The 19,187-nt window shown below is 69.6% G+C and carries 25 protein-coding genes; 17 read left to right on the forward strand and 8 right to left on the reverse strand.

Annotation, left to right across the window (positions count from 1 at the left end; all coding sequences use genetic code 11):
- From ABTV10_RS08345 to ABTV10_RS08390, 10 genes are all read left to right on the forward strand, one after another.
- Positions 1 to 855 carry an ABC transporter permease gene (locus ABTV10_RS08345; protein ID WP_499033932.1) on the forward strand — a complete coding sequence of 285 codons (855 nt, stop codon included), beginning with the start codon at positions 1 to 3 and terminating at the stop codon, positions 853 to 855.
- Positions 852 to 1,664 (forward strand): ABC transporter ATP-binding protein, encoded by an 813-nt coding sequence (locus ABTV10_RS08350; RefSeq protein WP_499033934.1) that lies wholly within the window; start codon positions 852 to 854, stop codon positions 1,662 to 1,664. The genes ABTV10_RS08345 and ABTV10_RS08350 overlap by 4 nt, the downstream gene beginning before the upstream one ends.
- Complete coding sequence (locus ABTV10_RS08355) at positions 1,661 to 2,698, forward strand: ABC transporter substrate-binding protein (RefSeq protein ID WP_499033935.1); 1,038 nt, start codon at positions 1,661 to 1,663, stop codon at positions 2,696 to 2,698. The genes ABTV10_RS08350 and ABTV10_RS08355 overlap by 4 nt, the downstream gene beginning before the upstream one ends.
- Positions 2,695 to 3,741, forward strand: coding sequence for an LLM class flavin-dependent oxidoreductase (locus tag ABTV10_RS08360; protein WP_499033936.1), 1,047 nt, complete (start codon positions 2,695 to 2,697; stop codon positions 3,739 to 3,741). Before ABTV10_RS08355 ends, ABTV10_RS08360 begins: the two co-directional genes overlap by 4 nt.
- Positions 3,738 to 4,895 carry an LLM class flavin-dependent oxidoreductase gene (locus tag ABTV10_RS08365; RefSeq protein WP_499033937.1) on the forward strand — a complete coding sequence of 386 codons (1,158 nt, stop codon included), beginning with the start codon at positions 3,738 to 3,740 and terminating at the stop codon, positions 4,893 to 4,895. Before ABTV10_RS08360 ends, ABTV10_RS08365 begins: the two co-directional genes overlap by 4 nt.
- Positions 4,896 to 4,905: 10 nt before the next feature.
- On the forward strand, positions 4,906 to 5,613 hold the full coding sequence (locus ABTV10_RS08370) for a class II aldolase/adducin family protein (protein ID WP_499033938.1): 708 nt from the start codon (positions 4,906 to 4,908) through the stop codon (positions 5,611 to 5,613).
- 27 nt (positions 5,614 to 5,640) lie between these two features.
- Positions 5,641 to 6,585 carry an ABC transporter substrate-binding protein gene (locus ABTV10_RS08375; RefSeq protein ID WP_499033939.1) on the forward strand — a complete coding sequence of 315 codons (945 nt, stop codon included), beginning with the start codon at positions 5,641 to 5,643 and terminating at the stop codon, positions 6,583 to 6,585.
- A 100-nt stretch (positions 6,586 to 6,685) separates the two neighbouring features.
- Positions 6,686 to 7,540, forward strand: coding sequence for a spermidine synthase (locus ABTV10_RS08380; RefSeq protein ID WP_499033940.1), 855 nt, complete (start codon positions 6,686 to 6,688; stop codon positions 7,538 to 7,540).
- Between the two features lie 54 nt (positions 7,541 to 7,594).
- The gene (locus ABTV10_RS08385; protein WP_499033942.1) at positions 7,595 to 7,909 is read left to right on the forward strand and encodes a hypothetical protein; all 315 of its coding nucleotides are present in this window, start codon (positions 7,595 to 7,597) and stop codon (positions 7,907 to 7,909) included.
- A gap of 10 nt (positions 7,910 to 7,919) precedes the next feature.
- A complete protein-coding gene (locus ABTV10_RS08390; protein ID WP_499033943.1) occupies positions 7,920 to 8,201 on the forward strand; it encodes a hypothetical protein in 282 nt (93 codons plus the stop codon).
- A 9-nt stretch (positions 8,202 to 8,210) separates the two neighbouring features.
- Here the strand turns inward: ABTV10_RS08390 and ABTV10_RS08395 are convergent, their stop codons facing one another.
- A complete protein-coding gene (locus tag ABTV10_RS08395; RefSeq protein ID WP_499033944.1) occupies positions 8,211 to 8,618 on the reverse strand; it encodes an SdpI family protein in 408 nt (135 codons plus the stop codon).
- Positions 8,619 to 8,788: 170 nt separating this feature from the next.
- Here ABTV10_RS08395 and ABTV10_RS08400 point away from each other — a divergent pair, with 170 nt between their 5' ends.
- Positions 8,789 to 9,715: an SPFH domain-containing protein gene (locus ABTV10_RS08400; protein ID WP_499033945.1), complete on the forward strand. Its 927-nt coding sequence runs from the start codon at positions 8,789 to 8,791 to the stop codon at positions 9,713 to 9,715.
- An 11-nt stretch (positions 9,716 to 9,726) separates the two neighbouring features.
- Positions 9,727 to 9,927, forward strand: a complete 201-nt coding sequence (locus tag ABTV10_RS08405; protein WP_127917344.1) for a type II toxin-antitoxin system antitoxin — start codon at positions 9,727 to 9,729, stop codon at positions 9,925 to 9,927.
- Between the two features lie 45 nt (positions 9,928 to 9,972).
- Here the strand turns inward: ABTV10_RS08405 and ABTV10_RS08410 are convergent, their stop codons facing one another.
- Together ABTV10_RS08410 and ABTV10_RS08415 are read right to left on the reverse strand one after the other, a co-directional pair.
- Entirely contained in the window at positions 9,973 to 10,971 is a 999-nt protein-coding gene (locus ABTV10_RS08410; RefSeq protein WP_499033947.1) for an MBL fold metallo-hydrolase, read from the reverse strand.
- Positions 10,972 to 11,077: 106 nt separating this feature from the next.
- Positions 11,078 to 11,356 carry a GNAT family N-acetyltransferase gene (locus ABTV10_RS08415; RefSeq protein ID WP_499033948.1) on the reverse strand — a complete coding sequence of 93 codons (279 nt, stop codon included), beginning with the start codon at positions 11,354 to 11,356 and terminating at the stop codon, positions 11,078 to 11,080.
- Positions 11,357 to 11,563: 207 nt separating this feature from the next.
- Here ABTV10_RS08415 and ABTV10_RS08420 point away from each other — a divergent pair, with 207 nt between their 5' ends.
- From ABTV10_RS08420 to ABTV10_RS08430, 3 genes are read left to right on the forward strand one after another with little or no spacing between them, the layout of a single operon-like run.
- Positions 11,564 to 12,013 carry a DUF6325 family protein gene (locus tag ABTV10_RS08420; protein WP_433611573.1) on the forward strand — a complete coding sequence of 150 codons (450 nt, stop codon included), beginning with the start codon at positions 11,564 to 11,566 and terminating at the stop codon, positions 12,011 to 12,013.
- Positions 12,014 to 12,031: 18 nt separating this feature from the next.
- Complete coding sequence (locus ABTV10_RS08425; RefSeq protein ID WP_499033949.1) at positions 12,032 to 12,328, forward strand: SHOCT domain-containing protein; 297 nt, start codon at positions 12,032 to 12,034, stop codon at positions 12,326 to 12,328.
- Positions 12,329 to 12,364: 36 nt separating this feature from the next.
- Complete coding sequence (locus tag ABTV10_RS08430; RefSeq protein WP_499033951.1) at positions 12,365 to 12,742, forward strand: SHOCT domain-containing protein; 378 nt, start codon at positions 12,365 to 12,367, stop codon at positions 12,740 to 12,742.
- A gap of 148 nt (positions 12,743 to 12,890) precedes the next feature.
- On the opposite strand, the gene ABTV10_RS08435 is transcribed toward ABTV10_RS08430, so the two are convergent.
- From ABTV10_RS08435 to ABTV10_RS08455, 5 genes are all read right to left on the reverse strand, one after another.
- Positions 12,891 to 13,298 (reverse strand): hypothetical protein, encoded by a 408-nt coding sequence (locus ABTV10_RS08435; RefSeq protein WP_499033952.1) that lies wholly within the window; start codon positions 13,296 to 13,298, stop codon positions 12,891 to 12,893.
- 3 nt (positions 13,299 to 13,301) lie between these two features.
- Positions 13,302 to 14,732: a hypothetical protein gene (locus ABTV10_RS08440; RefSeq protein WP_499033954.1), complete on the reverse strand. Its 1,431-nt coding sequence runs from the start codon at positions 14,730 to 14,732 to the stop codon at positions 13,302 to 13,304.
- A 16-nt stretch (positions 14,733 to 14,748) separates the two neighbouring features.
- Positions 14,749 to 15,156, reverse strand: coding sequence for a DUF7144 family membrane protein (locus tag ABTV10_RS08445; RefSeq protein WP_499033956.1), 408 nt, complete (start codon positions 15,154 to 15,156; stop codon positions 14,749 to 14,751).
- A 164-nt stretch (positions 15,157 to 15,320) separates the two neighbouring features.
- Entirely contained in the window at positions 15,321 to 16,742 is a 1,422-nt protein-coding gene (locus ABTV10_RS08450) for a T3SS (YopN, CesT) and YbjN peptide-binding chaperone 1 (RefSeq protein ID WP_499033958.1), read from the reverse strand.
- Between the two features lie 123 nt (positions 16,743 to 16,865).
- Entirely contained in the window at positions 16,866 to 17,564 is a 699-nt protein-coding gene (locus ABTV10_RS08455) for an NUDIX hydrolase (RefSeq protein ID WP_499033960.1), read from the reverse strand.
- A gap of 61 nt (positions 17,565 to 17,625) precedes the next feature.
- Here ABTV10_RS08455 and ABTV10_RS08460 point away from each other — a divergent pair, with 61 nt between their 5' ends.
- Both ABTV10_RS08460 and ABTV10_RS08465 read left to right on the forward strand, forming a co-directional pair.
- Positions 17,626 to 18,606, forward strand: coding sequence for an ADP-ribosylglycohydrolase family protein (locus ABTV10_RS08460; RefSeq protein ID WP_499033962.1), 981 nt, complete (start codon positions 17,626 to 17,628; stop codon positions 18,604 to 18,606).
- Entirely contained in the window at positions 18,603 to 19,112 is a 510-nt protein-coding gene (locus ABTV10_RS08465; protein ID WP_499033964.1) for an O-acetyl-ADP-ribose deacetylase, read from the forward strand. Before ABTV10_RS08460 ends, ABTV10_RS08465 begins: the two co-directional genes overlap by 4 nt.
- Positions 19,113 to 19,187 lie beyond the last annotated feature (75 nt).

Here is a 19,187-nt window from a genome sequence, read left to right on the forward strand (position 1 = left end):
GTGACCGCGACGCTGAAAGACACCGGGCGAACCGGTCCGGTGGAGCGGCTCGACCTCGAGACACCCGCGTACCGCCGGCGGCGCAGCCGCCCCGCGTGGCTGTCGCTGCCCTTGCGGCTGCTCGTGCCCGCGGCGCTGCTCGCCGGCTGGTGGATCGGGTCCGCCACCGGACTGATCTCCGAGGCGGTGCTGGCCTCGCCGGTCAAGGTGTGGGACGCATTCGCGGAGCTGTACTCCACCGGCCAGCTGGTCGACTTCTCGCTCGCGTCGCTGCAGCGGGCCGCGATCGGTGTCTTCTTCGGCACCGTCATCGGCTTGGTGCTCGGGGTTCTGTCGGGGCTGTCGACGCTCGGTGAGGAGCTCATCGACTCGACGATGCAGATCAACCGGGCCGTCCCCTTCCTCGCGCTGGTGCCGCTGTTCATCGCGTGGTTCGGGATCGACGAGACGTTCAAGGTCGTCCTCATCGCGGTCGCGACCGTGGCACCGATGTACGCCTACACGTACCTCGGCGTCCGGAACGTCGACCGCAAGATGGTCGAGGCGGCCCGCGGGTTCGGGCTCACCGGCTGGCGCCTGGTCGCCGAGGCGATCCTGCCGGCCGCGCTGCCCGGCGTGCTGATGGGTCTACGAATCTGCCTGTCGCTCAGCATCACCGGACTCATCGCCGCGGAGCAGGTCGGCACCCGTGTGGGCATCGGCTACCTGGTCACGCTGGCGCAGGAGTACAACCGGACCGACTACATGGTGCTGTGCGTGGTGCTGTACGCCGCCCTCGGTCTCGTCTTCGACGCGATCGTGCGCGTCATCGAGCGGTTCGCGATGCCGTGGCGACGACTGGCGGTGGTCCGATGATCCCCGCACAGGCCCCGCTGCCGCCGCTCGCGGAGCGGGAGCAGACGGCGACCACGGCGGCGGCCCGTCGCGCCGGGGAACCGGTCGCGGTGCGGCTGCACGGAGTGCGGAAGAGCTTCGGCGACAAGACGATCCTCGACGGTGTCGACCTCGAGATCCATCGGGGCGAGTTCGTGGTCCTGCTCGGACCCAGCGGCACCGGCAAGACCACGCTGCTGCGACTGCTCACCGGCCTCGAACGACCGGACGGCGGCGAGATCCGGGTTCCGCACCAGCGGACCGTCGTCTACCAGGAGCCGCGGCTCATCCCGTCGAAGCGGGTCCTGGGCAACGTCGTCGTGGGGCAGCGCCGGTCCGCCAGCGTCCGTGCCGCCGGGGCCAAGGCTCTCGACGAGGTCGGTCTGGCCAGCAAGCAGCGGGACTGGCCGGCGACGCTGTCCGGCGGCGAGGCACAGCGTGTCGCCCTGGCTCGGGCCCTGGTCCGCGAGCCGGAGCTGCTCCTGCTCGACGAGCCGTTCGCGGCGCTGGACGCCCTCACCCGACTGCAGATGCAGGACCTGGTCGGCGACCTCGTGGCCCGGCACCGGCCGGCGGTCCTGCTCGTCACGCACGACGTCGACGAGGCCGTCCGGCTCGCCGACCGCGTCCTGATCCTCAACGAGGGATCGTTCGCGGTCGACGTCGACATCGACCTCGCGCGTCCCCGCGACCGCAACGACCCGGAAGCGCTGCGCTACCGCGCGGCGTTCCTCGCTGAACTCGGCGTCGGCAGAGACGCCACCCACCACCGCGGAAGGAGTACCCCGTGACCATCGCATCACCCCTCGACACCCTCTGGTACACACGGTGCCCCGTCCCGACCGCGAGCGGACTCGCGAACTCGCTGGGCTGGCTGGCCGAGACCGCCGACGACGCCGGACTGCGGTTCGGCATCCTGCAGGACGCCGACGCCGACCTCGCCGGGCGGCACTTCGATCACGGGCTGCCGAGCCTGGTCCGGGAGGGCGGCAACGTGCCCGCGCTCGCGGCGCGGGCTGAGGGCGCCCCCACTCGGCTGATCGGGCTGACGTGGATCGACGAATCGCAGGCGATCCTCGTCGGACCGGCCGCATCCCTGGACTCGCCCGCCGAACTCGCGGGTCTGCGCATCGGTATTCCTGCGTGGGCCGACGACCGGGCACGCAGCTTCCCGCGGGCGATGGCCCTGCACGGCTTCGCGTCGGCGCTGCGCCTCGGTGGGCTCACATTCGCCGACGTCGTGGCCGTCGAGGTGCCGGCCGAGCCGAACCCCCAGGTACGCACCGCATCCCGAGCTCGCAGCACCACGTGGGGCGTCGAGGCGCTGCTGCGCGGCGACGTCGACGCGATCTACGTCAAGGGCGCACGGGCGCAGGAGGTGGCCCGCGAGCACGGTCTGCAGGTCGCCGTCGACCTCGACGCCACCGCGTCGAAGCGGCTGCGGGTCAACAACGGCACGCCGCGACCGATCACCGTGCACGCCGACCTGCTCGAGTCCCGACCCGACCTCGTCGTCGCGTTCCTCGCACAGACGCTGCGCGCCGCGGACTGGGCGGCCGATAACCTCGACAAGGTCCGCGACGTCCTGGCCCGTGAGACGTACTCGGGGGCAGCGGGTGTCGAGGCCGCGTACGGGGACACGTTCCACCGCGGGCTGCACCCGACGCTCGACGCCGACCGGCTCGAACTGCTCGACATCCAGAAGCAGTTCCTCTACATGCACGGCTTCCTGGCCGCCGACTTCGACCTCGCGTCGTGGGTGGCACCCGAGCCGCTGGCGCAGGCACGCGAGCTGCTCGCGTCCGAACGGAAGGTGGCATCGTGATCGAGTTCCTGTGGGAGCTGCCGGTACGCGGCGACGGCCGGCACGTCGGCACCGTGTCCGAACGGCGGGACGGTTTCGACTTCCTCGACCAGGCGATCCTCGCGGCCGAGCTGTCCGGTCTCGACGGCGTCGTGGTTCCGTACGACCCCGCGGGGGACGACTCGTGGGTGGTCGCCGGCACCGCGCTGCGCCAGACCCGGCACGCCCGCGTCACGGTCGAGTTCCATCCGGCGTTCGGCACCCCGGTGTACGCGGCCAAGCTGTCGGCGACGCTGCAGCGGCTGTCCGCCGGTCGCCTGGACTGGCGGGTGCGGGTGGACGTCGACGACCACGACGCGCGTTCGCGTGGGGATGACGTCACCGGAACCGATCGCTACCGCCGGGCCCGCGAGTTCCTCACCGTCGCCCGCGGCGTGTGGAACGAGCAGCAGGTGCTGCCGGGGCGTTTCGGTGGCACCGGATTCGAGTTCGCGGGTGAGTTCTACGACGTGATCGACGGCGGTTTCCGCGGCATCCTGTCGGGGCTGCCGGTTCCCACGGTGTATCTGTCCGGCACGTCCCCCGAGGCGATCGCGCTGTCGGCCGAGCACGCCGACGTCCACTTGCTCGACGAGCAGCCGCACGGCATCGCCGCGACCGTCGCTGAACTCCGCAGCGCTGCTGCCGGATTCGGTCGCGCCGTCCGCATCGGGCTGGAGTTGCCGATCGTGGCACGCGAGGACGCCGACGAGGCGTGGGCACGCGTGCTGCGGCAGTGGCGCGAGGTGCATCCCGAGGCCACGGCGGCCGACGTGCGGGCTCTGGCTCTGGACGGCTCCCGCTGGGCCGGGTTCGAGCGCATCGGATACCGGCAGCAGATCGGGCTGGTCGGAAGCTATGAGCAAGTGGCGCAGGCGCTGTCGCGCTACCGCGAGCAGGGCGTCGAGGTGTTCGTCCTCACCGGACACCCGCATCTCGAGGAACTGCACCGCGTCGGGGAGCACCTGCTGCACCTCGTCGACCCCGCCGGCCGCACGCTCGCTGGACAGGAGATCTCCGCATGAGCACCGACTTCTACTGGCGCATCGGGATGGAGGGCGACCACGCGTCGCTGCGCACTCCGCGCCGCTACAACCGCGGACACGCGGGTGGGCACGGTCCCGGCAACATCGCTCCCGCGATCCGCGGCGGCGAACTGGACGGCTACAGCTACATCGACCACATGGCCGCGGTGGTGAAGGCGTCGGAGTCGGCCGGATTCGTCGGTGGGTTGCTGCCGTCGTTCCCGATCACCGAGGACCCGTGGGCGGCGGCGTCGGCGCTGGCGCGGGAGAGCGACACCTACCGGTTCATGGTGGCGTTCCAGCCCGGGTTCCTGCATCCCGTGCAGGCGGCGCGGATGTCCGCGAGCCTGCAGCGGGCGACCGGCGGTCGGCTCGTCTACAACATCATCAGCGGCGGCGGGGGAGCACCTCAGCTGTGGTGGGGTGACAAGGTCGCGCACGACGACCGGTACGCGCGCACCACCGAGTTCCTCGACGTGCTGCGCGGGGTGTGGGACGGGGCGCCGTTCGACTACGACGGCCGCTTCTTCCGCACCGCCGGCGCCGCGCTGCCGCCGCTGCTGGCGGGTCAGCCGTTCCCGGAGGTGTTCTTCTCGGGGTCGTCCGGCGCGGCCGTCGCGGCGGCGGGAGCCCACGCCGACTACTACCTGTCCTGGCTCGAGCCGTGCGCGGACCTGCGCGCCAAGTTCGACGGTGTCCGCGAGCATTCCGCGAAGCTCGGACGGACTCCGAAGTTCGCGGTGCGCATCGACATCGTCGCGCGGCATACCGAGGAAGCGGCGTGGGCCGAGATCGAGAAGGGGTGGGCGTTCGTCGATCGTGAGGCCGCCAATCGCGCCGCGCAGGGTGATTCGGTGGGAGCTGCCCGTATCGCGGGCTGGGTGCCGGAGAACATCACCGGTTATCGCGACCTCGAGGTCCAACCCAACGTGTGGTGCGGGTTCAGCCTCATCCGCGGGGGACCGGCGTTCGGGCTCGTAGGCAGCTACGAGCAGGTCGCCGAGCGCCTCGACCAGCTGATCGATCTCGGCGTGGACGCCTTCATCCTCGCCGGCAACCCCCACCTCGAAGAGGCCTACCGCGTGGGCGAGGAGGTGCTGCCGCTGTTGCGCCGCACCACGCCCACCCCGGTCCGCAGTCTTTCCGTCCGATAGGAGTTTTCCCTTGACCAGCACCGAAATTCGAATCACTCCCGCGATCGAGGCGTTCGTCGACGACGCCCGCCGCGCCGCCGACACCGCGTTCCGGGTGTTCCGGGAGACCGGCACCGTCTCCGCCAACGGCACCGTCAACTTCGTCGAACGCGTGCCCGGCGAGGAACTGGCGGTCGCGCTCAACGAGCCCGGACCGTGGGCCGAGGACCGCAGCGCGAAGCCGATTCTCGCGACCTTCGACGGCGAGGTGCTGTCCGGCGACGGACCCGCAGGCTTCGTCACCGGCTACGCCAAGGTGTTCCGCGCGCACCCCGAGATCACGTCGATCGTGCACGTGCACACCCCGTGGCTGGGCGGGTGGGCGCAGACCCACCGCACGCTGCGGATCAAGTACGCGGCCTCGCAGCGCCTGACGCTCTCGCGCGACATCCCGCCGCACATCGACCGCAGCCAGTCGCCCGGCGACTTCATCCTCGACCGCCTCGTCGACGACCCCGATCTCGTCGCCATCTTCGAGGCCAACGGCGGCGTCAACGTCATCGGCCGCGACGGACTGCTCGAACTCGCCAAGTTCGTGGTGCTGCTCGAGGAGGGCGCGCAGTACCAGGCGCTCGGTGAACTCGTCGGCGGCACCCTCGACTTCGACAAGACCAACCTCGTCGCCCAGTGGGGCCGCAGCGGCCTGCTCGACGAGGCCCGTCGCCGCGGACTCGTCTGAGCCGCGCGCAGTCAGGAGGAGCATCTCATGACGATTCGAGTCGGGTACTTCCCGAACAACAACTCCCTGTTCGCGATGCGCCACAACGGCCTGCTCGAACTCCGCCTGCCCGACGTCGAGTGGGTCGACCTGCGCGAGCTGCCCGCGCCGCAGCGAGTCGATCCGCGGCACGGTCTGCCGACACTGCACTCGGACTGGCTCTTCGAGGAGGGCGGGTACGACGTCATCGGCACCGGGTTCACCCCACCCATCACGGCGCTCGGTCAGGGCCGGGACCTCGTGTATGTCGGCATCTCGGGACCTCGGGTCGAGAACGGCCGGCTGGTCGCGCTGTCGGAGTCCGGAATCCGGACGGTTTCGGACCTGCGTGGCAAGCGGGTCGGTGTCGCGCACGGCTCGTGGCAGACCACCCTGGTGTTGCTGGCGCTGGACCGCGACGGTCTGACCTGGTCGGACATCGTCCCGGTGGACGTCGACGTCGACCGCGGTGGGGCCGCGCTCCTCGCCGGGGAGATCGATGCGTGGGTCGGCGCCTACCCGGGCCTGGCCGAGGTGGAGGCGCAGACGGAGGTGCGCACCCTCGTCGACACCGACGGTCTGTTCAGCCACCCGTCGCTGTGGTTCGTACGGCGGGAGTTCGCCGAGACTCGCCGCCCGGAGCTCGAGGCGGTGATCGCGGCGCTGCAGGAGTCGGACGCCTGGATCGTGGCGAATCCGCGTGAGGCCGCACGGTTCTTCGTCGAGGACGCCGAAAGGCACGGCGGCACCGCCGATCTCGACCGCTGGGAGGAGGCGCTGCGTGGCCGGCCGTTCGGGATCGGTCCGGTCACGGCGGAGTTCCTCGACGAGCAGCAGCGGGCGGCCGACCTGCTGCACGCCAACGGGCTGCTGCCGCGCGCCGTCACCGTGCGTGACGCGGTGCTGCCGTGGCTCGGCGACGTCGTCGAGGCGAGCCGCCGCGCCGCCGTCTGACCGACGGAATCCGGCGGTCGCCCCGCCGTCGCCCACCGCTACCCTGGTCATCGAGCGTCCGCGGATGTTGCGGCGTAGACGAGCAACAGGGATGGCGTCGATGGGCAGGCAGCGGGGCGGCCGCAGGGCAGAGGGCCGCAGCCCTCGCGGCGACGGTGAACCCGTCGCCGGCACCTACGAGATCGACACCGGGATGTGCGAACTCGAGGAGGATCCGTTCGACCAGCAGAGCTGGATCCTGCGGATCAACGGTGAGCCGAGTTCGCACATCGACCTCGGTGATCCGCAGACACTGGCCTTCGACTACATGCGGTGGATATCTGAACTCGTTCGGTCCCAGTGGGATTCGTCGTCCAAGCTGCGCATCCTCCACCTCGGCGGGGGTGCGTGCACGCTGGCGCGGGCTTTCGCGTCGATGTGGCCGGAGGCCCGACAGGTGGTCGTCGAACTCGACGGTCGCCTCGCCGTCCTGGTGCGAGAGTGGTTCGACCTGCCCCGGGCCCCGCTCCTGCGGGTGCGGGTGGGGGAGGCGCGCGCGGTCACCGAGACCCTCACGGCCGACAGCCGCGATCTGATCATCCGTGACGTGTTCGCGGGCCGCACCACCCCGCGCCCGCTGACCACGCTCGAGTTCACCCGGCACGCGCGGCGCGTGCTGTCACCGGGCGGGATCTACGTCGTCAACTGTGGGGACACCCCGGACCTGCGTGGCGCCCGGGCGGAGGCCGCGACGATCGGCGCGGTCTTCGAGCACACGGCGATCATCGCCGATCCGGCGATGCTCAAGGGCCGGCGTGACGGCAACGTCGTCATCGCCGGCAGTGACGTTCCGATCGCGACGTCGTCGGCGCTCGCGAGTCGCGTTCTCGGCGGCGGCACCCAGGCGCACGTGTGGCAGGACGAGCAGGTGCGTCGGTTCGCCGAATCGGCGAAGGTGCTGCGCGACGAGGGTTGACCGGTCCCCGCTCAACCGCGCGATTCACGCGGCTGGATCGAGAGAACGAGGGCCATGATGCTGTGGATCGTCGAGTACGTGGCCGGGGAACCCGGTTGCCCGCTGGTTCTCAGGGGCAAACTCAACCGGCCGTGGGACTGGGACGCGTTCGATCCCGAACCCGCCGAGTCCGCGATCGAGTCGGACTACGAGCTCGTCACGACCAATCGGCGGCTCGACGTCGACTACTGGGGCGTCAACCGGCTCGCATCGGAAGAGTTCGTGCGGATCTGCCGGGACTTCGGGCTCCGGCTCGTGGCGGTGCCCGTGCGAGTGCTGCAGTCCGGCGGGATGCCGACGGCGAAGGTACAGCTACCTGCGCTGGGGTGAGTGGGCGTCGGTGATCGACGTGGCGGCATCCGATGTCGAGCTCGAGATCGATCCTGTCAGCGGTGAGCCGTCCCGCGATCGCATCATCCCGGACGCGCCGAGGTTCGACTCCGTCGCGCGGTTCGAGATCGCGGAGGCGCGCGTCCCCGAGGCTGCGGCCTTCATCTGCACCGACGTCGACGGCGCGCTCGTCTGCACTGACGAGTTCAAAAGCGCCTGCGAGGCGGCGGGGCTGCGCGGCCTGGGATTCTCGCCGCTCTCCGAATACACGAAGTCCGACTTCCGGGGGTAGTCCGCGGGCCTAGGGCGCGTCTGTCGACTGCTGGGTCGTCGCGGGTCCGTGGTCTTCGGGTTCCGGCGGCGTACTGCGGGCGGCGCGGACCCCGATCCAGGCTCCGACGAGGGCGAATCCGACCAGGCATGCCGCCCCGGCGATCCCGAGCGCCGTGAGCATCGTTTCCGGCATCGGGACCAGTGCGCCGAGCCCGGCGACGATCGCGAGCCACCCGCCGATCTCGGTGAACGGCCTGCTCGCACGGTGTGCGGCAATCCATGTGGTGTCGCTCGCCATCGTGGTGGGGGTGCGGACGCCCACGTATGGGTTCCGGCCCAGGCGGCCGCTCGCTGCTGCCCGTGCGGTCCAGACGAGCGCGGTCCCCGCGATCGTGAATGTCAGGCACAGCGCCACCCGCAAGCCGATCGAGTCCATGCAGCCACGCTAGATCACGAGCGGTCCGAATCGGTCGATTCCGGCGTCGGGTGAGTTGGTCGGGGCGCGGCGGAGTCGTGCCGCGCTGCGATTGCCTAAAAAGTGATATCACTTTAATATCTCTTTCGGCGGCACGCGCTGACGCGGGCCGCGCCGACGAGGAGGACACGATGACAGCGGTAACCGAATTCGCGCCCAGGGATGCGATCGACTCGACAGGGGTGGAGGAACGCCCTGGCTGGTCCGCGAACGGTTGGCCCTTCGCGATCGGTGGGCTGCTGGCGCTCGTCGCCGGTGCCGGTCTGATCGCCGCCGGGATCTTCCTCGGGTCGGACCCGAACATCGCGCTCATCGTCGCCGGCGGCGTGCTCGTCTTCCTTGCCCTCGACGCCCTCGTGGGACTCGTCCTGATCGAGCCCGGCCAGGCCCGGGTCCTGCAGCTGCTGCAAGGGTCGTACGCGGGCACGTTGCGCGAGGACGGCCTGCGTTGGGTCAACCCGCTGAACACCCGGCGGGCGATCTCCACGCGAATCCGCAACCACGACACCGGCAAGGCGAAGGTCAACGACGCCGACGGCAATCCGATCGAGATCTCCGCGGTCATCGTGTGGCAGGTGCGCGACACCGCCCGCGCGATGTTCGACGTCGATGACTTCGAGGAGTTCGTCGCGGTCCAGACCGAGGCCGCGGTTCGCCACATCGCCGGCAGCTACCCGTACGACGGCGACGGGACATCGATCTCGTTGCGGCAGAACGCGGACGAGATCACCTCGCGGCTGTCCGAGGAGGTGGGCGAGCGGGTTCGCTCCGCAGGCGTGCAGGTGATCGAGTCGCGGATCAACCAGCTCGCGTACGCGCCGGAGATCGCGCAGGCGATGCTGCGCCGACAGCAGGCCGGTGCCGTCATCGCCGCGCGCGAGCAGATCGTCCACGGCGCGGTCGGCATGGTCGCGTCGGCCCTGGAACGGCTCGAGCGCGAGCACACCGTCGAACTCGACGAGGAACGCAAGGCGGCGATGGTCTCGAACCTGCTCGTGGTGCTGTGCGGCGACCAGAGCGCTCAGCCGATAGTCAACACCGGAACCCTCTACCAGTAGGCTGCGCCGTCATGGTCGAACGCAAGAAGGTCCTGTTGCGCCTCGACCCCGCGGTGCACGACGCGCTCGCACGATGGGCCGCCGACGAACTGCGCAGCACCAACGCACAGATCGAGTTCCTGTTGCGGCGCGCGCTCGACGACGCGGGGCGGGCACCGTCCAATGCCGAGCGGATGCGGCGACCGGGGCGTCCACGCAAGGACGAGGAATAACGATGGGGCCCGGCGGTTCTCGCCGGGCCCCATCGCGCGTCTCGATCAGTTGCGGGCGAACCGCGCCGGCTCGGTGCCCGGCACCGCGGCGACCTGGCCGCGCGCGACCAGATGCCGCAGGTGGGCGGCGGCCTCCGACAGGGCCATCCCCTTCGCCATCGGATGGAACTTGTCCCACGGCCGGTACCACTTCATCCGCTCGGCAACCTGCCACACGGTGATCTGGTCGTCACCGAAGGCCTCGTAGAGGTGGTCGAGACGTTCCTCGTGGTGATCGATCAGTTCACCGGCGCGGCCTGCGACGTCCAGGATCGGGACGCCGTGCGCCCCGAGCCCGCGGGTGATGTCCATCTTCTGCACGCGGCGCAGCGAGTCCATGAACTCGGCGAGCGCGTCGCGCTCCTCGAGCGGGTACTCGAAGTTGCCGACGTGCGGCGTGGTCTTCTGCAGCACGTGGTCGCCGGTGAACATGACGTCGGCGTCCTCGAGGTAGAAGCACACGTGTCCGGGGGTGTGGCCCGGCGTGTAGACCGCCCGCAGGTCGCGTCCGGTCAGGGCGATCAGTTCGTCGTCGACGAGGATCCGGTCGGGGGCCGACTCCGGTCCGACGGGCGCGTCGCCCTCGGCGGCCCGGGCGAAGGCCTCGCGGTCGGCGAGCGGAGCGCCGGCACGTTCGAGGTTGACCAGGTGGTAGTCCATCCACTCCTGGTCCCGGCCGGACGACATCTTCTCGAACATGTCGTGATCGGCCTCGTGCATCGCGATCCACGCGCCCGACGCCTCCCGCACACGCCCGCACAGACCAGTGTGGTCGGGATGGAAGTGGGTGAGCACGACGCCCTCGACCTCCGATATCGAGTGTCCGATCGATTCGAGGCCCGACGTCAGTCCGTCCCATCCCTCGTCGCCGTCCCAGCCGGCGTCGACGAGAATCAGGCCGCCCGGCGACTCCATCGCGTACACCAGGGTGCTGCCCAGCGGGTTGTGGGACATGGGGACCGTGATCTGGAAGATGCCATCACCGATGGCCGAAGCGCCACTCATATACGCAACCTCGTTGGCTAGATGAAAACCTGTTCTACCTATGACGTCATAGTTACCCGGCGGCGCGTCGGCGCGGGTGAACGGGTCCCACTTATCGGAATGCGGGCTACGCGACGAGGTCCGCGTACTCGGGATGGGTGGCGATGTACTTCTCCACGTAGGAGCACGACGGCACGATCGTGAAACCCTGTTCGCGAGACGTGTCGAGCGCAGCCTTCACCACCTGGCCGGCCAGACCCTGCCCGCGGAAGTCGGGGTCGGTGACGGTGTGCCCGAAGTCCCGCACACCGTCGCGCTCGACGTAGTCGGCGTAGCCGGCGAGTGCGTCGTCGACGTAGATCTCGAACCGATTCTCGTCCGCGTTTTGCTCGATCCTGTTTGCCACGGCCGGGCTCCTTTCGTTGTGCTTACAATCGCACGTTACCTGGGTACAGCACCGACGTCGGGACCGAATATTCCCGTAGATCCCCCATGCGGCATGCGCCGATGGAATACTGATCTCGCAACTTCGAGCGGTACATGATCGCGCCGGATCCGGCGCCGGGTACCACCCTGGTTTCGGGTCCGCCGCCTCGGGAAGTGAGGGCGTGCGGTGAACGACACGGAACTCGACGAACTCGGACCAATCGACTATCTCGTGGTGGAATTCCCGGCAGACCGGAAGCCGGACGGATCTGCTCTGCCACACCTGCGCGACCTGGTCGAGCGGGGCATCATCCGGGTCCTGGACCTCGTGTTCGTCCGGAAGGACGTCGACGGGTCGCTGGCCGGAATCGCGATCGAGGACCTCGGGTTCGAGGGTGGTATCGACGTGACTCTGTTCGCGGAAGCGGCGTCCGGCCTGATCGACCGGTCCGATCTCGAGGAGGCCGCGGCCGTCCTCGAACCGGGCTGCGCCGGCGCGATTCTGGTCTACGAAAACTGTTGGGCGGCACCGTTCGCGGCCGCGCTGCGGCGTGAGGGCGCCCAACTCGTGGCCTCCGGAAGGATCCCCGTCCAAAGCGTGCTGTCGGCACTCGATGCGCTCGACGCCGCCAACTGAGAGATCGAGGAGAACATCATGCCGGGACTTCTCCGGGGTGTGGCCCGGACCGCCGTCGTCGCGGGAACCGCGACGGCGGTATCGAACCGAGTGTCGCGTCGGCAGGGACAGCGCTGGGCCGCGCAGGAGCAGCCCCCGCAGTACCGGGAGCCGCAGTACCAGGCCCCGCCGCCGCCTCCGCCGGCTCCTTCTGCGCCGGGCGCCGGCCAGATCGATCGCATCGAGGCCCTCAAGCAGCTTGGCGAGCTCAAGGCTCAGGGCGTCCTCACCGAGCAGGAATTCGCTGCGGAGAAGGCGAGAATCCTGGCCTCGTGAGCGGCGGCCGGTCGACAGGGAGAACGGAGCCGAAGGATGGACAGCTTCTGGGATTTCTTCTGGGTAGTCCTCGCGTGCTTTGCATTCGGCGCCTACCTGATCGTGCTCTTCGCGATCTTCGCTGACCTGTTCAGGGATCGCGCGACACGCGGATGGGCGAAGGCGGCGTGGATTCTCTTCCTGTTCGTCGTGCCGTTCTTCTCGGCTCTGATCTATCTGATCGTGAGAGGCGAAGGCATGGCACGCCGCTCACGGGTCGCGTCCGAGAGGCTCGCGGAGAGCCAGGACGCGACCGCCCGGCGGATCGCGGGCAAGTCTCGCGCCGAACAGATCTCCGACGCCCAGCGACTGCGGAGCGCCGGACTCATCAGCGACGAAGAGTTCGCGGCGCTCAAAGCCAAGGCCCTGTCGTAGGAGAGGGTCTTCGGCGGGCGCGAATCGAGGCGTAGGTCTCGGCGTCGACGACACCGACGGGGTGGGTGATCCGGCCACGCGGCCGGATCACCCACTTCGTGCTGACAGAGTGCTGTCGGGCAGCACTTCTCGCCATTGTCCTGCGTGCTCAGCGCTCTATCGGGTCGAGGGCTGCCTCGACCTGCTCGGGCGGCAGCAGGAGGTGGGCGACGGCGCGACGGTCATCGTCTTCCCTGTCCAGTTCCCAGAGGTCGGTGAGTAGGTGGCGGACGGCGGACGCGAAGTCGGGATAGGAGTCGAGGGGTTCGCCGGGGCACTCGGCGCTCCATCGGTGCACGGTGCCGTCCGGAGCGGCGAGCACCGTGGCGGTGCCCGCGCTCCACAACGGAACGAGGTCGGGACGGCCCTCCACGATCGACCAGGCCGGTGCCCAGACGGAATCGGCCAGGTCCCGCAGAACTGGGTGCACGGTCGCGCCGCCCTCGACGGCGATGCGCACGACCGTATCGGGTAGTCCGAGTGCACGAATGCGGGTGGTGTGTTCCTCGGGGTGCACGCTCTAGCTCGACTCGGTCTCGGACTCGTGGCCGGTGACTGGTTCCGCTTCGTTGGGGGTGTTGCTCTCGGGCGGCACGCCGGCCCGGGCGGGACGGATCAGAATCTCCAGCGCCAGGAGGGCGAGCAGACCGATGAGCACGATCCACAGCACGACGAGCCCGGTGGGGTAGCGCCAGAAGATCAACAGCAGTGCGGCGATGCCGATGATGAGGCATCGCAGCGGGATTCGTGCCTGCGCGGCCCACCGTTCCACGGTGCTCGGAGTGCGGCCCGGCGTGGGGTGGCGTGCGACGTCGAGGCCGCGGCCGAAACCGCGGCGCACGAGCGCGGCCGACGATGAGCCTCCGATCAGGTACGCGCCCAGTGCGATCACGAGGCCGAACACCGCGACGGCCCGCAGGCTCGTTCGCAGCGGCACCAGGATGGTGTCGATCACCGCGGTCGCGGCGTCGGGCGACAGGACGTCGGGCGGAACCTCGTTCAGGTAGATCGCGCGTCCGACGAGGATCCCGATCGCCAGGACGAGCATCCCCAGGGCGATCGACAGCCCCGCGAGAGACAGTGTGCGCAAACGGCGTCCGTTGGGGGCGACCGCGACGGCTGCGGCCGCGCACGCGATGGTCAGCCACGGCAGCACGGCCGAGGCCTTGTCGAGGGCGTTGACCGCGCGTTGCGCCTTCACCAGGTCGGGAGACTGGAACAGCACGAACTGTTTGTCCACGCTCGGAATCTTCTCGGCGAAGGTGAAACCGCGGTCGGTCAGTTCGGTGCGGACGTTGTCGATGATCGTCGCGAGCGAGATGCTGACAGTGCCGCTCTGGTCGACCTCCACGGAGCTGACCCCGTAGTTGCCCGTCACCACCGAGACGAGTGCGTTGTGTGCGGAGCGGTTGGCCTGGATCCAGAGGTCCTCGAACTGTTGCGACTGGACGAACGTGGTCACGGTGTCGCTGATGAAGTTCCTTGCCTGCCCGGCGATCACCGGCCCCAGCCCGCCCAGGATCTGATTGACGCGCGGCGCATTCTCGGCGAGGTTCGACGCGTTGGTGAGCGCCGTCAGCGCCTCCGTGGTGAGCGCCTCGACGTCGACGCGGTCGAAGATCTCGTCCGTGATCTGGTTCGAGATCTCCGCCTGGATCGCCGGATCCTCACCCAACGGCGCGACGGTGGCGACGTACCGGTCGGTGTCGAGGATCTGGCTGCGGGTGAACCGGGATGTCACCGACACGATGGACAGCACGGCCACCAGAACGAGCAGGATCGTCACCGCGACCCACCGCATCGTGTGGCGCGGGCCGTGCGGGACCTTCTCCGTTGGGACGGTGGTGGTTTCGGCGACCTGCGTGCGCAGGGCCGTCACCTCGTTGCGCAACCGGAGGAGTTCGGCGCGTTCGTTCTCGTCGAGGGGCTTGTTCTCGGGGCCGTTGTCCATCGTGTTCCCGTACAGGTCACACCTCCTTGGGGTTCCAGGTGGTTACCGCCCAGATCACCACGGTGTTCAGCGCGATGATCAAGATTGCCCACAACGGGTAGTACGGCAACCAGAGGAAGTTGACGATGATCGACACGGCGCAGATCACCACCGCTCCGATCCGCGCCCACGTTGCGCCCGTGAACAACACGGCACCCACGAGCGTGACCAGGACACCGAGCACGAGATGGATCCATCCCCACGCGGTGACGTCGAATTTGTATGTGTATTGGAGCCCGACGACGAACACGTCGTCCTTGGCTACCGCGGAGATTCCCTGCAGGAACTCGAGCACGCCGACGGTGACGAGGAGGACAGCGGCGCCCATCGAGGTTCCCTTGGCGACGCCCTGTTGGACGATCGATTCACCTGATACCTCTGACATGACCCTTCCTTCCCTCGGGTCCGAAGTGGTCTGGCGAGACTCATTGTCCACCCGACGGCCCTTCGGGGCACCGTGTTCGACGACCTTGATTTCGCAGATTTCGTCGGCACTGCAGGGGATCGGATCGAAAGATCAGTCGCCGGGCACTCGAGCGGGGTGAACACTCACTCGGAGCCCCGCGCGGTGTGGTCCGGGGGTTCGATCGTGTTCGCGTCGAACAGCGTCTGCTCGGTCGGCTCTCCGAACAGATCCATCTGATCGGGCTTGACGGCCGACGGCGTGAGCCGCGGGGGATCGGGGAGTGCGATCACCCGGAGCGCCGCGCGCAGCGATTCGTGCGTCTGAGCCCACACGCGAGCCTCGCAGTCGCAGACGTCTGCTTCCTCCGAATCATCGTCGGCGCGGGCTGTTCTCGAGGACTCGCGCCAGCTGAGCTCCTGTTCCTTGGTGATCTTCAGGAATTCGAGGACAGCGTCGCGGTCGTGTCCGCACACCGCCGCCACCTCGTGTGCGCTCAGCGCCCCGGAGCCGTTCGGGTCGAGGTGGAGCAGCGTCATCAGCGCCGGCGGCAGGTCGCCCGCGTCCTCGTCCTCGTCGCCGCCGACGGCGAGGAGGAGTTGCTCGTCGGCTTCGCCCCGAGGAAGTCCGTCGGCGAACCGCCTGCCGTCGAATCGCGCCGCGAACCCGGCGTCGACCGTGGGCGCGAACTTGCCGAACAGGTCGAGCGCGTCTGCGAGATGACGCGGTACGAAGGGGTTTCCGGAGATGTCGATCGACGCATTGAGTCGGTCGTCGTCCAGCGTGAAGCGGATGCCGGGCCAGCGCCGGGTGAGGTCGCAGACGATCTCGGCGGCGCGGGTGCGCCCCGCGACCGCGTACAGCAGCGGCACCCACACCCGCACGAGCGGCCGGTCGGGATGCGCGATCACGAACACCGGTTGGTCGTCCAGTTCGAGGACGACATCCCCGTCCTCGTCGAGTTCGGGCGGGAAGCCCAGGGCCTGTTCGACGGTGCGGGCGACGAGGTCGCGGAGTTCTCGAGGATCGCCGGGCACGACAGCCGCGGAGTCGTCGAGACCGAGGCCCGCGGGTTCGATGTCGACGTCGGTCGTGTCGGCTCCGATCAGGTCGGTCCCCTCGAGACTGCCGATCATCTCGGTGCGCAGGAAGCTGGGATGCGGGACGTTCCAGATCTCCCGCAGCGTCGAGACGGTCATCGCCGCGATCTGGTCGGCCCAGCGCTGCTCCTTGTCGACGAAGAACGCGGGCGACCCGTCGTCGGGCTCCTCGTGAGGAAGGTGCGTCGGGCGCCCCCACCCCAGCGCGCAGAGTCGGTTCTCGGACTCCGATGCGAGCGTGTACAGCGGCGCCAGGTACGCGTTCGACGACACCTCCGCGCGCACGAACTCGTTGTCCCACAGCAGGAATTGCATCCACGGCGTGAAGCCCTCGACGGTGGACTCCTCGATCCAGTCGAGGATCAGGATGTCGTCATTGCACATCGCGGAAAGATGGTCGGCGAGGTTGTGCTGGAAGGTGATCCACGACCGGTCGACTGCCTCGTCGAAGCTGGTGATCTCGAACATGTGCCCCCCCTGTCTGTCGGGCCCGAGTGTCACGGGCGGGTGCCGGTACGGCGCGTGTCCCGTGTCGAGTTCAACGTAGCGCGGCAGACCGACAAGTCCGGCCCGGCAGGCCGATCGGGCTCGTCAATCGGTGAGGAGTCCCGCGGCGCCGGCCGGAAGCTCGGCGTCGCCGCGGCGCCGGAACAACTCGGCCGGACGTCCGGCGCCGCTGGTCGACATCCGTCCGGTGGGCTCGATCGCGTCGATGACGAGTCGCCGGAACGAGTCCTTGGGCAGCGAACGATCGAACACGGTCTCGTACAGGCGTCGAAGTTCGAGCACCGTGAAGGTGTCAGGGAGCAGTCCGGACGGGTCGATCCGGCGGCCGTAGCGGACACGGAGGTCGTCGACGGCCCGCGAGACCATGTCGGCGTGGTCGAATGCCAGCGGCTCGGACGCGGCGCGCCCGTCGACGCGGACGAGTTCGGCGTCGCGGGGCAGTTCGTCGCGGGGCAGCGTCGCGCCGTGCGCCATCGACAGCACCCAGCCGCGGTCGTCGCGGTCGGGGGCGTCGAACATCGCCAGCTGATGGAAGTCGGCGCCGAGCAGTCCGGCCTTGGTGCTCAGCGCCCGCTCGGCCGCGTCGGCCAGGCGCTCGCCGGGCCGCAGGAACGACCCCGGGAGCGCGAGCCCACCGCGGGGGCTGCCGACCACCAGGACGTGGAGTCGGCCGGTCTGCACGGTGAGGACCGCGACGTCGACGGCCACCGAGGGCCGCGGGTAGTCCGTGAGTGCCTTGCCGCCGGTGTCCCGCCACTCGGAATCGGATGCGCGCTCAGTCACCCTTGCAGATTAGCGCAACGACGATCTAATCTTTAGCGCAAAAACGATCCAAGGGGGTTCGATGATATCGACCGAGGACCGCGCCGACCGCGCCGCGGGGGTGCTGCTGGCCACCGCCGCCGGCGACGCGTTGGGGGCCGGCTACGAGTTCACGACGCCGGCGACGGACGCCGTGATCGACATGATCGGCGGCGGCATCGGCGCGTTCGCCCCGGGGGAGTGGACCGACGACACCTCGATGGCCCTCGCGATCGCCGAGGTGGCCGCGACCGGCGGCGACATCTCCGGCGGTTCGGGACTGGATGCCGTTGCGGCGCAGTTCGTCCGGTGGTACGACTCGGGTCCGGCCGACATCGGGAACCAGACGTCGGCGGTGCTCTCACGGCGACCCGCGTCCGCCGACGAGATGCGGCAGATCGCGTGGTCGCTGCCGGGGCGCAAGGGCGGCAACGGCTCGCTCATGCGGACGGCCCCGGTCGCGTTGGCCTACCTCGACGACGCCCAGGGGTGCGTGCGGGCGGCCCGCGCGATCGGGCTGCTCACCCACCACGACGAGCGCGCCGTCGAGGCGTGCGAGATGTGGACCCACGCGATCCGCCACGCCGTGCTGCACGGTACCTTCGACGGGGTCCGCGAGTACCTCGACGCCGCCCCGGCGGGGGTGCGCGGCTACTGGGCGCCGCGGCTCGACACGGCCGAACGCGGCACGCCGGCCGACTTCCCCAACAATGGCTGGGTCGTCGACGCGCTGCTCACCGCGTGGTGGGCGATCACCACCACAATGGAGACGGGCCCGGCGTCCGAGCACCTGCAGCGTGCGCTGGAACGGGCGGTGCGCGCCGGCCACGACACCGACACCACCGCGGCGATCGCGGGCGGCCTGCTCGGGGCGCGGTGGGGTGCGTCCGCCGTGCCGGACCGCTGGCGGCGGATGCTGCACGGCTGGCCCGGCTACCGGGCCGACGACCTGGTCCGCCTCGCCGTCGGCACCGTCCGTGGCGGCGGTGAGGTCACTGCCACGACACCGCAGGAGGACGCATGACCGTCATCGACATCGTCCAGGGCGACATCACCGCGCAGCGGGTGGACGCCGTCGTCAACGCCGCGAACTCGTCGCTGCTCGGCGGTGGCGGCGTGGACGGCGCGATCCACCGCCGCGGCGGTCCCGCGATCCTCGCGGCGTGTCGCGCGCTGCGCGCGACCACGCTGCCCGACGGCCTGGCCGAGGGGGCGGCCGTCGCCACGACCGCGGGGGAGCTGCCCGCGAACTGGGTGATCCACACCGTCGGCCCGCGCTACTCGCGGAACGAGGACCGCCGCGAGGTGCTGCGCTCGTGCTACCGGAGCTGCCTCGCGGTCGCCGACGAACTCGGCGCCGCGACGGTCGCGTTCCCGCTCATCTCGGCGGGCGCCTTCGGCTGGCCCACCGGGGATGCGGTGGCGCAGGCGGTCACCGCCATCCGGTCCACCCGGACAGACGTCGGGACCGTCACGCTCGTCGCCTTCGATCCGATGGTCGCCGACCTGATGCGCCGCGCGCTCGGCTGAGCCGACGGCCCAGCTGAAGGGACCCTTCGTACGCTCGCAGCGCATGTGAACTGGTCCCCGATTGTTGGACTGGCT

Origin of the sequence: Paraburkholderia sp. RHO2, from assembly GCF_050955445.1 — a bacterium.
GTDB classification, from domain to species: domain Bacteria; phylum Actinomycetota; class Actinomycetes; order Mycobacteriales; family Mycobacteriaceae; genus Prescottella; species Prescottella agglutinans_A.